Source organism: Rhodococcus sp. G-MC3 (assembly GCF_030063335.1).
In the GTDB taxonomy this organism is placed as follows: domain Bacteria; phylum Actinomycetota; class Actinomycetes; order Mycobacteriales; family Mycobacteriaceae; genus Rhodococcoides.
Genome location: NZ_JASISW010000015.1, coordinates 64,723 through 76,715, shown reverse-complemented (window position 1 = coordinate 76,715; position 11,993 = coordinate 64,723). Strand labels below are relative to the sequence as shown.

At 61.4% G+C, this 11,993-nt stretch carries 10 protein-coding genes; all 10 read right to left on the bottom strand.

Going from position 1 to position 11,993, the window contains the following annotated elements:
• Nucleotides 1-3 precede the first annotated feature (3 nt).
• Nucleotides 4-828, bottom strand: a complete 825-nt coding sequence (locus tag QMK17_RS17280) for an ABC transporter permease (RefSeq protein ID WP_283510515.1) — start codon at nucleotides 826-828, stop codon at nucleotides 4-6.
• Entirely contained in the window at nucleotides 821-1,642 is an 822-nt protein-coding gene (locus tag QMK17_RS17275; protein ID WP_283510514.1) for an ABC transporter ATP-binding protein, read from the bottom strand. Before QMK17_RS17275 ends, QMK17_RS17280 begins: the two co-directional genes overlap by 8 nt.
• Entirely contained in the window at nucleotides 1,639-2,712 is a 1,074-nt protein-coding gene (locus tag QMK17_RS17270) for an ABC transporter substrate-binding protein (protein WP_283510513.1), read from the bottom strand. The genes QMK17_RS17275 and QMK17_RS17270 overlap by 4 nt, the downstream gene beginning before the upstream one ends.
• Before the next feature lie 198 nt (nucleotides 2,713-2,910).
• A complete protein-coding gene (locus QMK17_RS17265; protein WP_283510512.1) occupies nucleotides 2,911-5,313 on the bottom strand; it encodes an ATP-dependent Clp protease ATP-binding subunit in 2,403 nt (800 codons plus the stop codon).
• Nucleotides 5,314-5,422: 109 nt separating this feature from the next.
• Nucleotides 5,423-6,295 carry an SCO6745 family protein gene (locus QMK17_RS17260; protein WP_283510511.1) on the bottom strand — a complete coding sequence of 291 codons (873 nt, stop codon included), beginning with the start codon at nucleotides 6,293-6,295 and terminating at the stop codon, nucleotides 5,423-5,425.
• A 23-nt stretch (nucleotides 6,296-6,318) separates the two neighbouring features.
• Complete coding sequence (gene ehuA, locus QMK17_RS17255; RefSeq protein WP_283510510.1) at nucleotides 6,319-7,080, bottom strand: ectoine/hydroxyectoine ABC transporter ATP-binding protein EhuA; 762 nt, start codon at nucleotides 7,078-7,080, stop codon at nucleotides 6,319-6,321.
• 13 nt (nucleotides 7,081-7,093) lie between these two features.
• Nucleotides 7,094-7,738, bottom strand: coding sequence for an ectoine/hydroxyectoine ABC transporter permease subunit EhuD (gene ehuD, locus QMK17_RS17250; RefSeq protein ID WP_283510509.1), 645 nt, complete (start codon nucleotides 7,736-7,738; stop codon nucleotides 7,094-7,096).
• On the bottom strand, nucleotides 7,735-8,466 hold the full coding sequence (gene ehuC, locus QMK17_RS17245; protein ID WP_283510561.1) for an ectoine/hydroxyectoine ABC transporter permease subunit EhuC: 732 nt from the start codon (nucleotides 8,464-8,466) through the stop codon (nucleotides 7,735-7,737). Before ehuC ends, ehuD begins: the two co-directional genes overlap by 4 nt.
• Before the next feature lie 22 nt (nucleotides 8,467-8,488).
• On the bottom strand, nucleotides 8,489-9,385 hold the full coding sequence (locus QMK17_RS17240; RefSeq protein WP_283510508.1) for a transporter substrate-binding domain-containing protein: 897 nt from the start codon (nucleotides 9,383-9,385) through the stop codon (nucleotides 8,489-8,491).
• A gap of 257 nt (nucleotides 9,386-9,642) precedes the next feature.
• Nucleotides 9,643-11,922 (bottom strand): excinuclease ABC subunit UvrA, encoded by a 2,280-nt coding sequence (locus QMK17_RS17235; RefSeq protein WP_283510507.1) that lies wholly within the window; start codon nucleotides 11,920-11,922, stop codon nucleotides 9,643-9,645.
• Between the last annotated feature and the right edge of the window lie 71 nt (nucleotides 11,923-11,993).

Genomic DNA, 11,993 nt, shown 5'->3' with positions numbered 1-11,993 from the left:
CTCCTAGTTCTGTGGACGCCAACGTGAGAACCGACGTTCGACAGCGACGATGACACCGTTGAAGGTAAGTCCGACGAGTGAAATCGCGATGATGCCCGCGTACATGTTCGGGATCTGAAAGTTCAATTGCGACGCGGTGATGAGGTAGCCGAGTCCTGCTTTGGCTCCGACCATCTCGGCGGCGATCAATACGAGAATCGATGACGCGGCCGCCATCCGGATGCCCGTGAAGATCGTCGGCACCGCAGCAGGCAGAACCACCTTCTGGAACAACTTCAATGCGGGAAGCCCGAGTGAGCGGGCAGATTTGACGAGGAGCGGATCGACTGTGCGCACACCCGAGATTGTATTGAGCAGAATCGGAAATGCGCTGGCGTACAGAACGAGTGCGATCTTGGACGTCTCACCGATGCCCAGGATCAGAATGAAGACCGGCAGGAGGGCGAGAGCTGCGGTGTTGCGGAACAGTTCGAGGATTGGTCCGAGAAACTCGGCGACGGGTTTGTACCAGCCGATTGCGACCCCCAGCGGTATCGCGATCACGATGGCAATGCTGAACCCGGTGAGAGCTCGGGACAAGCTGGCAGCCAGGTGTTCCCATAGCTGACCGTTGACTATCAGTTCTACGAAAGCCTCGCTGACAACCGAAAATGGAGGCAGGAAGACTTCGTCGACGAGTCCCAGTCGCGGTGCGAGTTCCCAGATGCCGAGGAACAGGGCGATCGCGATGAGCGGCTTGATTATTCGCCAGCTCACCGACAGCCCGCGCTTGCTCCGTGACGGCGATGTATCGACTCGGACCTGTGGCCGTACCTGTAGATCAACCATGAGATGCTCCTGCCGCTTCGAGTTCGGTCGACTGCGCTCGTTCCACTTCGCCCTGGAGCAGCGACCACACATGGTGACGCAGTGAGCGGAACTGGACGTCGGATCGCACATCTTGGACAGCGCGGTCGATGTTGACGTCGACGATTGTTTTGATGCGTCCGGGGCGTGAGGTCAAGACCGCGACACGTTGCCCCAGATAGATCGCTTCGTCGATGCCATGGGTGATGAACACAATGGTCTTACCGGTGGCCTTCCAGATGCGCAGCAGTTCGTCCTGGAGTGATTCGCGGGTCTGAGCGTCCAAGGCCGCGAACGGCTCGTCCATCAGGAGTACTTCGGGGTCGAACGCCAGGCTGCGGGCGATGGCAACGCGTTGTTTCATCCCGCCGGAGAGCTCGTGTGGATATCGGTCGGCAAATGCTTCGAGTCCGACGAGTTCGAGATAGCGTTGCGCGATCTCACGCCGCACCTTTTTCGGTAAGCCCTTGGCTTCGAGGCCGAATTCGATATTGCGGCGCGCAGTTCGCCACGGCAGCAGTGCGTACTGCTGAAACACGATCCCTCTGTCCAACCCTGGGCCGTTGATCGGCCGTCCGTCGAGCAGAATCCTGCCGGCCGTTGGCTCGGTCAGGCCCCCGAGTAGGTCGAGCAACGTGGACTTGCCGCAGCCGCTCGGTCCTACGAGTACGAGGAATTCCCCGGCCGCCACTTCGAGGTCGATGCTCTCGACGGCGGTGAACGTCTCCTGCTCTCCGCGTACTGTGAATTCCTTCGTGACACCATCGAGGGTCAGCTTCGGTGTGCTGATGGTCATTTCGCCACCTGCAGCGCAAGTCCGTTGGAGTCGCTGTCTTCCGGGTACGTGCCGTTGGCGTATGGGTTGAACTCGTTGGTGTAGATGTCTCCCGGCGTGATGCCGTCGGCGAGATTCTCGTTTCGCTTCAACCAGTCGATCCAGATCTCGAACTCCCGGTCCGCGATGACTCCGCCGGGAGCTACGGACGAGCTTTTCCAGTAGTCGACGAGGTCAGGGTTTTCGTTGCGACCTCGGGCTGCGATGATGCTCTTGTATTTGGCAATGACCTCCTCGCGGGGGACGGTCTGCGTCCACCGGATGGCACGTGCAACGCCTTGAACGAAGTCCGCGACGGCGTCCTTGTTCTTCTCGATGAAGTCTTTCCGCAGCACGTAGGTACCGTACGAGAATGTGCCGTACAGGGATTCGTCGGTGAAGAGCTCGCGAAGGCCACCGCGTTCGGTGGCAGTCTGCCGGAAGACGGAACCGAGTGTTCCGACATCGATCTGTCCCTGGCGTAGCGCTTGTTCAGTGTTGACCGGGGGTACGACGGTCAATTCGACCTGCGCGATCTCGTCTTTCGACAGTCCCTGCTGCGCCAACCATTCTCTGATGATGAATTCCGCATGCGCGCCGAGCGTGTTCATCGCGACTTTCTTGCCGATGAGATCTCGCGCAGTGCGTATCGGGCTGTCTTCGAGCACGTAGAAGCCGTTGAAGGTCTCCTTGTCGGCGCCGTAGTACGAGACGACCGATTGTATCGGGGACTTCGCGGCGGCCAGCTTGACGATGGCTCCGTTGAATGCGCCGCCGAAGTCGGTGTCGCCTGTTGCTGCGGACTGTATGTCCTGCGGTCCGCTGGTGGTGTCGCCTACCCAGTCGAGTGCCACTTTGTCGAAATAGCCGAGGTCGTCCGCCAGTTCAGGGAAGGTCACCTGACTCGCCGAGCCCTGATAGCGGAACACCGTTGCACCGTCGGCGGTCTTCTCGGCATCCGAGGAACCTGCGCAGGCCGTCAGCACCGCCGTGCATGCAACCAGGGTGGTGATCAGAGCTACAACTCTGGTGTGAATCGGTTTCGGATGCATCGACTTCGGTTCCTCCGGTGCTTCATCGGGACCATGGCGGCATTGCCGTGGGGTTCCGCTGAAACGTACGGATGAAAACGCGTGACGAACACAGTTGCGATCACCGTGATTCGAGAGAGTGCAATGGACGATAGAAATGGCAAGGCCCCGTGCGCGTTTAGTGACCCGCTAGGGTCACTAAACGCGCACGGGGAGCGCTCAGCCGACGCTCAGCGCCAACTCGTCGTCGGCAACATCGACCGACACCGTGCCACCCTCGGTGAGGATGTCGTCGAGCAGCAGGTCGGCGATGCGATCGTCGAGTGCCCGCTGGATCGATCGACGCAGTGGGCGAGCACCGAACTCGGGCTGATGTCCGTTGGACGCGAGCCAGTCGACCGCCGATTCGCTGAACGTGATCTCGATGCCCTTCGCCGCCAGACGTTCTCGACTTTCCTGGAGCATGAGATCGGTGATGGAATGCAGCTGTTCGGTATCGAGCTTGCGGAACACCACGATCTCGTCGATGCGGTTGAGGAACTCCGGCCGCATCGCTTCGCGTAGCCGACCCATCACCCGATCGCGCAAGGGCTTCTCGTCGGCAGTACCCGTCGTGAAGCCCAAGCCACCGGACTTGCTCGAGATGATGTCCGAGCCCAGGTTGCTCGTCATGATCACCACGGTGTTCCGGAAATTGACGGTTCGGCCCTGTCCGTCGGTCAGTCTGCCGTCGTCGAGCACCTGAAGTAGCGTGTCGAAGACATCGGGGTGTGCCTTCTCGATTTCGTCGAGCAGAATCACCGAGTACGGGTTGCGCCTGACCTGCTCGGTGAGCTGACCCGCCTCGCCGTAACCGACGTATCCGGGAGGTGCTCCGACGAGCCTGCTCACGGTGTGGCGTTCACCGAATTCGCTCATGTCGAGGCGAACCATCTTTTTCTCGTCGCCGAAAAGTGATGCAGCCAAGGCTTTTGCAAGCTCGGTCTTGCCGACACCGGTAGGCCCGAGGAACAGGAAACTACCGACGGGACGGTCCGGGTCGTTCATTCCGGTCCGACTACGACGCACAGCTCGGGCGATGGCCTTCACTGCCTCGTCCTGGCCAACGACGCGCTGGTGTAACTCCGACTCCAGAAGCCGCAGACGTTCCTTTTCCTCCTGCGTCATCTGGCTGGCGGGGATGCCCGTCGCGCGAGAGACGACGTCGGCGATGTCCTCGGCGGACACCTCCAGCGTTGCCGAAGAGGTCCCGTTCAGGCGCCCCTGCAGCGTCGTAGCCTCGTCGCGAAGTTGTGATGCGCGCTCGTAATTCTCGTCGTTGATCGCCCGTTCCTTCTCGACATCGAGTGCAGCAAGCTGCTTTTCGATGCCTTCGACGTCCACGCCCGGCTGGCTCAGCTGCGCGCGTGCGCCCGCCTGGTCGATGAGGTCGATCGCTTTGTCCGGCAGAAAACGGTCGCCGATGTAGCGGTCGGACAGCTCGACGGCCGCAGTGATCGCCTCGTCGGTGTACCGAACGCCATGATGTTCCTCGTAGCGGCTTCGCAGGCCGGTGAGGATCGCGATGGCGTCGGGCACGCTCGGTTCGGGCACGGTGACCGGCTGGAACCGACGTTCGAGAGCAGGGTCTTTCTCGATGTTCTTGCGGTATTCGTCGAGTGTGGTTGCGCCGACAATGTGCAGTTCTCCGCGAGCAAGCTTGGGCTTGAGGATGTTTCCGGCATCCATCGCACCCTCTGCTCCGCCGCCCGCACCGGCGATGGTGTGGACCTCGTCGATGAAGACGATGAGTTCGTCCTTGTGTGCGACGATCTCGTCGATCACGTTGGTCAGGCGCTCTTCGAAGTCGCCGCGGTACCGCGTTCCCGCGACCATCGACGACAGGTCCAGTTGAACGATTCGCTTGCCCGTCAGACGATCCGGGACGTCGCCGTCGACGATGCGTTGCGCAAGACCTTCGACGACAGCAGTCTTCCCGACGCCTGCTTCACCGACGAGAACTGGATTGTTCTTGGTGCGGCGGGACAGAATCTCGATGGTCTGCTGGATTTCGTCGCTGCGGCCGATCACTGGGTCGACGCCGCCTTCGCGGGCACGTTGAGTGAGATCGACGCCATATTTGTCGAGCGTCGGTGTCTTCGAGTTCGACTCGGGTTCGACCGATCCGCCCTTGACTGCGGTCTGTAGTCCGTCCGGCGTGATCCCCTCGGACGCCAGCAGGCGTCCGGCGATGTGCTCCTGATCGGCAGCGAACGCGAGGAACAGGTGTTCGGGGTCGATGTAGGTGGAGCCCAAGGTTTGGGCGATGTGATGGGCCTCGAGAATGGCGGTCTTGAGGGTGCTGCTCAGTGCGGAGGCCCCACTCGGGGCGGTGTGGGTCTGGGGGAGGCGCAATTCCACGGCGTCGACGACGGTCTGTGGCTGTGCTCCCGCTCGCTGCATGAGGCTGCGGGTCGGGTCCTGCTCGGCCATCGTGCGCAGCACGTGCAGTGTGTCGAGCTCTGAATCTCCACGTCCGGATGCGAACGTGGCGGCGTCGCCGAGGAGGGACTGCGTGGCCCTGCTCATCAGACGGCTGATATCGATGCGACGTGGACCCTCGGGTCCCAGGAAAGCCGGCATTCGTTTCCTCCTACGGAAGATTGAGCGTGTTCGACTCAACTAACGTGCGTGCGGAGGATTCAATTCCCGGGACCTGAGGGTTTCGTCGTGGGCGAACAGGCAGTGTGCTTCAGCGCTTCTTGGTGCCGGGCAGGATCCCCGCGTCGATGACGGCTTTGACGTAGGGCCGAACGCTCTTGACCAGGTCCTCGGCGTCCGGGACGTCGCGCCAGATGGCCGATGACAGTTCGTCGGTGCGGGATTCGATGTGCGTGTCGAGAGCTACCCCCGCGTCGGTGAGCAGCTCCTTGCCCTCGGCGCGAGCGACCAGGTCTCGCGTGACCAAGCGTTCTGCAGCGGCGTCCCACTCGTCGTCCGACCACTGCCGGGTGAGCTGGGTGATGCGCTTGCCGAGCACGCGTCGCGCCTTCGGGTCGGGGTGGTTGGCCTCGTGGAAGACGACGGCTTCGGTGGGATCGAGCTGCGCGTCGATCAACGCCGCGAGGTGGCCGTCGCCCCGCCATTCCCGGATCACCGCGATGGAGTGCCACAGCGCCAAGTGGGGAACCTCCGGACGCTCCGACGAGTGCCAGGCGGCGGCGAGTGGTCGTCCCGCGAACACTGCGGTATCGCCGATGTCTCGCAGACGATCGGCGACCGTGAGGAGTTCGGGCTGCCGGGCAAGGTCGCCGAGGGCGTCGCCCAACGAGGATTCGAGCATGGCCCAGCGGCGGTCCGTCACCTTGTCCAGACCGGCATCGAGTGCAGCAGGCCAGACACGCTCGACGAGTGCCGGGTTGAAGTTGTAGAACGCGGCTGCAACCACGCTGGCGGCGGTGCGGCCCAATGGCGCGGCGCGTGAGGCGAAATACCACGCGTGGCCGTCGAGTCCGGTGTCCTCGCCTGCGGACTTCAGTCCTGGATTGAAATACGCGGTGATGTGGAACGGCTCGAATGTCGTGTAGGCGGCGCGGGCGATGGATGGTGTTGTGTCGCGGCTCATGATTGCTGAACCTACCTGCTCGATCAGTTCGAGAGCACTGCCTTCAGAAATGCCTGCGTTCTGGGTTGGGTCGGGTTCTTGAAGATGCTCTCCGGTGGGCCTTCCTCGATGATTCGCCCTTGATCGAAGACGAGTACGCGGTCGGCGACGTCACGCGCGAAGCCCATTTCGTGGGTGACGATGAGCATCGTGATGTCCGTCGTTTCGGCGATGGTACGCAGAACGTCCAGCACATCCGCCACGAGTTCGGGATCGAGCGCCGACGTCACCTCGTCGAGCAAGAGGATCTCCGGATCCATCGCAAGGGCTCGGGCAATCGCGACGCGTTGTTGTTGGCCACCGGACAACTTGGTGGGGTGGCTGTTCTCCTTGTCGGCCAGCCCGACGGTCTGGAGTAATTCACGAGCACGTGTTATCGCCTCGGCCTTGCTCTTGCCGAGCACATGGATCGGCGCTTCGGTGATGTTCTCGAGAACGGTCATGTTCGGGAACAGGTTGAACTGCTGAAACACCATCCCGATCTTTTTGCGCACCGACCTCAGGTGCTTCTCCGATGCGGGAACGAGCTTGTCGCTTCGGTACTGATGACTCAGCGGCTCGTCCTCGATCCTGATGACTCCGTCGTTCACCTTCTCGATCGTCATGAGCAGGCGGAGGATGGTTGTTTTTCCCGAACCACTCGGACCGATGAGGGCGACCCGCTCGCCGCGTTCGACGCGAAAGTCCAAATGGTCCAACACAACGTGACTGCCGAACTGTTTGACTACCTTGTCGAACGAGATCATGGGTTTCGTGCCGTCAGTAGGCAAGTTTCTTCTCCAGTTTTCTGATGACGATCGACGTGGGGTAGCTCGCGATCAGGAAGATGACGCCTGCCATCGTGATGGGTTCGAGGTACTGGAACGTCTTGGCACCGTATTGCTGAGCAGCGGTGACCATTTCCACGACGGTGATCGCGAACAGGAATGGAGTGTCCTTGAACATCGAGATCGCGTAGTTACCGAGCGCAGGAATGGTCTTGCGGATGGCTTGGGGGAGTACCACGCCGCGCCAGGTGCGCGTGGCGGGCAGCGAAAGAGCCCGCGCGGCTTCCCACTGGCCGGGCGGAACGGCGTCGATGCCGGCCCGGTATACCTCGGCCATGTACGTCGAGTAGTGAATGCCGAGCACTGCTATACCGATCTGCAGTGCGGAAAATTGGGGCAGCAGGTAGTACACGAACAGCAGTTGCACCACCAGCGGCGTAAGCCTGATGAATTCGGTGACCATTCGCAACGGCACGGTCACCATCTTCGGGGCAGCGTGGCGTACTACGGCGATCACCAGACCGAGGGCGGCAGCGACGAGAAATCCCACCACGGTCGCGAGCAGAGTGATCTTGAAACCTTCGAGGAGGAAGGGGATCGAATCCCAGGCCCGTGCCCAGCTCCAGTCGACGCTCATCGGCCGACACCCACATTCTGGTCGATATTTTCGGGTCGCAATCGCAGTACCTCGCGGAGGGAAGGCCCTGCCCCGAGTTTTCCTTTCGCTCGTACTTCGAGGACGTTCATCAACAGCGTCAGCACGTAGGCGATGACGAAGTACAGAACGAGTCCGATTCCGAATGCGAAGATTGTGTCCCCGGTGCCGCGCCTGAGCTGCTCGATCTGGTAGGTCAGATCCTGCAACAGAACGAAGCCCGCGAGCGCGCTGCCCTTGAGCAGTTGGATCAACAGGTTGGTCAGGGGCGGGAGCATCTGCACCCAGGCCTGCGGAAAGACAACACGCCGCAGACGTTGCCAGGATGAGAAGTTCAGTGCGAGTGCGGCTTCGATCTGTGGTGCCGGTACAGCTGTGATCGCGCCGCGCACAACTTCGGCACCGTAGGCGCCGTAATTGAGCCCGAGGGCAAGAATTGCGCAGAAGGTCGCATCGAGTTGATACCCGAAGAGCGGCAGTACGTAGAACAACCAGAACAGCTGGACCAGAAGGGAGGTCCCGCGGAAGAATTCTACGACCACTCGCGCGGGCGCCCGGACATACATGTGGCGGTTACCGGCGGCCAGACCCAGCAGAAGGGCGAGCGCGAAAGCAAGTGCAGCGCCGCCGACGGTCAGAGTGATCGTTGTGGTGATTCCTTCCTGAATTCGCGGCCACGAATCCAGGAAGGTACCGATGTTGTCGTTCACGAACGTCTTTCGTCGCGCGCGATCAGGCGTCACCCTTGCAGAGTTGCGCTGTGGTCAAGGCCGGATCTGGCAATTCTTCTGCTGTGAAGCCGAATTCACCCACGATGGACAGATACTTGGCGGGATCGGAAGTGATCTTCGCAAGCTCCTCGTTGTAGGCCGCGAGCAGTTCGGTGTCGTCGGTGCGGAACACCGTTGCGCCTGCGCCGACCTGCGGCTTGCCGTCGATTTCCGCAACGAAAGACTCGGTCACGTCGACCGGGGCAGCAGGATTGTTGGCCTTCATCCAGTTCAGTGAGATTGCCGTGAGCGCGAAGACATCAGCGCGCCCCGACGTCACCGCATCCATCCCGTCCTGAGGTGTCGCCACCTGTGTGGATGCGATACCCAACGAGTCGGCGTAGTCCGATTCGATGGCTCCGGTCATGGTGGCCAGTCGGAGGCCGCTGTCAACAACCGATTGCATGTCGCTGAGCCGTGCAGGATTGCCGGTCGGGACCATCAATGCCGTCGTGTAGTTGAATTCAGGATCCCCGAATGCTGCTTGCTCGCAACGCTGCGGCAGAATCGACATTCCGGCACTGACAACATCGAATCTATTGGCTTGCAGCCCCGGTATCAGTGCGCCGAAGTCTGCGTTGACGCCCTCGACGGTTTCGATCCCCAACTTGCCGAAGATTTCGCGATGCAGTGCCACCGTAGCGCCGGTCAACTGACCGTTCTCTTCGAACGAATACGGTGCCTCGCCGGCGAATCCGACGGCGATTGTTCCCTTGTCCCGCAGGGACTGGAGGTGGTCTTCGCTGCTGCCGGTATCGGTCGATGTGCACCCCACGAGAGTGGCAGCGGCAAGGGTGGCGCCGGCGAACGTTGCGACGATCTTCGTGGTCGACAGATTGTGCAGCACAGAGCGTGCCATGAGGCGAGGCCTTCCGGTCGCAGTTCGGCAAATGTCTGCATGCAACTCGACAAAGCAAGCTGCTCTGCGACTTTTTCACAGATGGTTGCCGACGCTTGGAACGTTATTGGGTTTTGCGGAAATCTAACACGCCCGTGCGCAGTCGGTCGGAGTATCGAAGCCAATCTATTGGCGAACCGTAATTTCGTTGCCGCCATCAAAGCCTGATCAAAGGCGGTTTTACCCTTGTGGACACAAATCGGTAACGATCGCTATGTTTAGCGGACTGATCGGGGTTTCGTACTCCTCGCCAGGTACACCCCGGTGTGAGTGTCCTTGCGGACCAACTCGTCCACGGTCCCGGTGAACACGACCTCCCCCCCGTTGTGGCCGCCGTCGGGTCCGAGGTCGATCACCCAGTCGGCGGCTGCGACCACGTCGAGGTTGTGCTCGATGACGATGACACTGCGGCCTTCGTCGACCATGCCCGACAACAGGGAGATCAGATTGGCGACGTCGGACGGGTGAAGTCCCGTTGTCGGCTCGTCGAGGACCAGGATGGGCGACGATCCGACCAGTTCGGTAGCGAGTTTCAATCGCTGGCGCTCACCGCCGGACAGGGACGAAAGATTCTGTCCCAGAGACAGGTACCCGAGCCCGACGTCCGAGCATCGGTGCAGAATATCGCGGATCTTCTTGACCTCGAAGAAGTCCTGAGCATCCTCGACGGACATCTCGAAGATGTCCGCGATGCTGACTCCGTCGACAGCATGCTTGATGGCGCCCGGACGGAATCGCCTGCCCTGGCATGTCTCACACGTACTAGAGACGGGATCGGTGAAGCCCAGATCGGTGAAGATGATCCCGCCGCCTTGGCAGTCGGGGCACGCGCCATCGGAGTTCGGGGAGAACAGTGACGCAGGCTGCCCGGTCTTCTTCGCGAAGTACGCGCGGATCGGGTCCAGCAAGCCCGAATAGGTTGCGGGGGAGGACCGTCGAGACCCGCGAATGGGTGACTGGTCGATGATGACGGCATCGGGTGCGACGGAACGAAGGTGTCCGTGGATGAGGCTGGATTTACCGCTGCCCGCGACGCCGGTGACCGCGGTAAGGACGCCGAGCGGGATATCCGCGCTGACATTGCGGAGGTTGTGGGTGTTCGCTCCCACAATATGAAGGAAATCCGTGGGCGTCCGCGGGGTACGCAGTTCCGACCCGTCGCGTCTGAGCGCCTTACCGGTGCGGGTGTCTGCGCCCTGCAACTCCTCATAGGTTCCTTGGAATACGACAGTTCCACCTGCTTTGCCTGCGCCGGGGCCGATTTCGACGATTCGATCGGCAATTGCCATCACTTCAGGATCGTGTTCGACGACGAGAACTGTATTTCCCTTGTCCCGCAGCGCAAGCAGCATCTCGTTGAGTCGGCTTACGTCGCGAGGGTGTAAGCCGGTGGTGGGTTCGTCGAACACGTAGAGCATGTCGTTCAGCGTCGCACCGAGATGGCGGACCATCTTGATGCGCTGAGATTCGCCGCCGGACAACGACGACGTCGCGCGGTCCAGGCTCAAGTAACCCAGCCCGAGGTCGACGAGTCTCTGCAATTGAGTGACGATTTCGAGCCGGGGCCCGTCGAGTTCCTTCATCTTCCAGCCGTCGATTCGCTCGGCGAGGTCGGAGACCTGCATGGCGAAAGCGTCGGGCAGAGAAAGTCCTTCGAGTGTGGCTCCGCGGACGGTGTCGTTGTAGCGCGTACCGCCGCACGCCTGGCAGGTTCCGCGGGTGACGATCCGGTCGAAGGCAGCCTTGCCCCTGCCTTTCATGGCATCGGCATCCTTGGACAGGTAGCTGCGCCGGAAGCGCGAGATGATGCCCTCGTAGCTCTTCATGACGGCGTCGGTGTTCACGACCTCGACCTCGCCCGGCTTGGCATCGAAGAAGACGTGCCGTTCACGGGCGGAGTACTGCTCGACCGGAACGTCGAGGTCGAACAGTCCGGAATCGGCGAAAACTCGATACGGCCATTTGCCGGGTTCGAAATCGGGATGCTTGAACGGGCCTTCGCGCAGCGACTTGGACTCGTCGACGAGTTCGTCCATGTCGATGACCTTCGCCTCGCCGAGCCCTTCGCATTCGGGGCACATGCCCGCGGGATCGTTGAAGGAGAAGGCGTTCGCGTAGCCGATGGACGGCTTCACCCCGCGCGACCACAGCATGCGCAGCCAATCACCGATGTCGGTGATGGTGCCGACCGTCGATCTCGGACTCCCGAACAATCGCTTCTGATCCACGATGACCACGGCGGAGAGGTTCGCGATCAGGTCGGCATCCGGGCGGCCGTACGACGGCAGAAACGTCTGCGCGAATGCCGTGAACGTCGAGTTGATCTGCCGTTGAGCCTCGGCGGCGATGGTGTCGAAGACGAGCGAGGACTTTCCGGAGCCCGAGACTCCGGCGAACACTATGAGCTGCCGTTTCGGCAGGTCGAGGTCGACGTCGTGCAGATTGTTCTCGCGTGCGCCGCGTACGACAATGGTGTTCAGTGCTTCGGCCGTGGTCATCTCAGGCAGTCTACCGTACGGCGTACGCTGGGGGCGGTCTGTGCTCGAACGCACGCGCTTGTGCGCGGGGC

What these genes read in the sequence shown, in the direction of transcription:
- QMK17_RS17275 (WP_283510514.1), bottom strand. Translation starts at nt 1,642, where the DNA reads ATGACCATCAGCACACCGAAGCTGACCCTCGATGGTGTCACGAAGGAA.
- QMK17_RS17270 (WP_283510513.1), bottom strand. Translation starts at nt 2,712, where the DNA reads ATGCATCCGAAACCGATTCACACCAGAGTTGTAGCTCTGATCACCACC.
- QMK17_RS17235 (WP_283510507.1), bottom strand. Translation starts at nt 11,922, where the DNA reads ATGACCACGGCCGAAGCACTGAACACCATTGTCGTACGCGGCGCACGC.
- ehuD (WP_283510509.1), bottom strand. Translation starts at nt 7,738, where the DNA reads ATGAGCGTCGACTGGAGCTGGGCACGGGCCTGGGATTCGATCCCCTTC.
- QMK17_RS17265 (WP_283510512.1), bottom strand. Translation starts at nt 5,313, where the DNA reads ATGCCGGCTTTCCTGGGACCCGAGGGTCCACGTCGCATCGATATCAGC.
- QMK17_RS17260 (WP_283510511.1), bottom strand. Translation starts at nt 6,295, where the DNA reads ATGAGCCGCGACACAACACCATCCATCGCCCGCGCCGCCTACACGACA.
- QMK17_RS17240 (WP_283510508.1), bottom strand. Translation starts at nt 9,385, where the DNA reads ATGGCACGCTCTGTGCTGCACAATCTGTCGACCACGAAGATCGTCGCA.
- ehuA (WP_283510510.1), bottom strand. Translation starts at nt 7,080, where the DNA reads ATGATCTCGTTCGACAAGGTAGTCAAACAGTTCGGCAGTCACGTTGTG.
- QMK17_RS17280 (WP_283510515.1), bottom strand. Translation starts at nt 828, where the DNA reads ATGGTTGATCTACAGGTACGGCCACAGGTCCGAGTCGATACATCGCCG.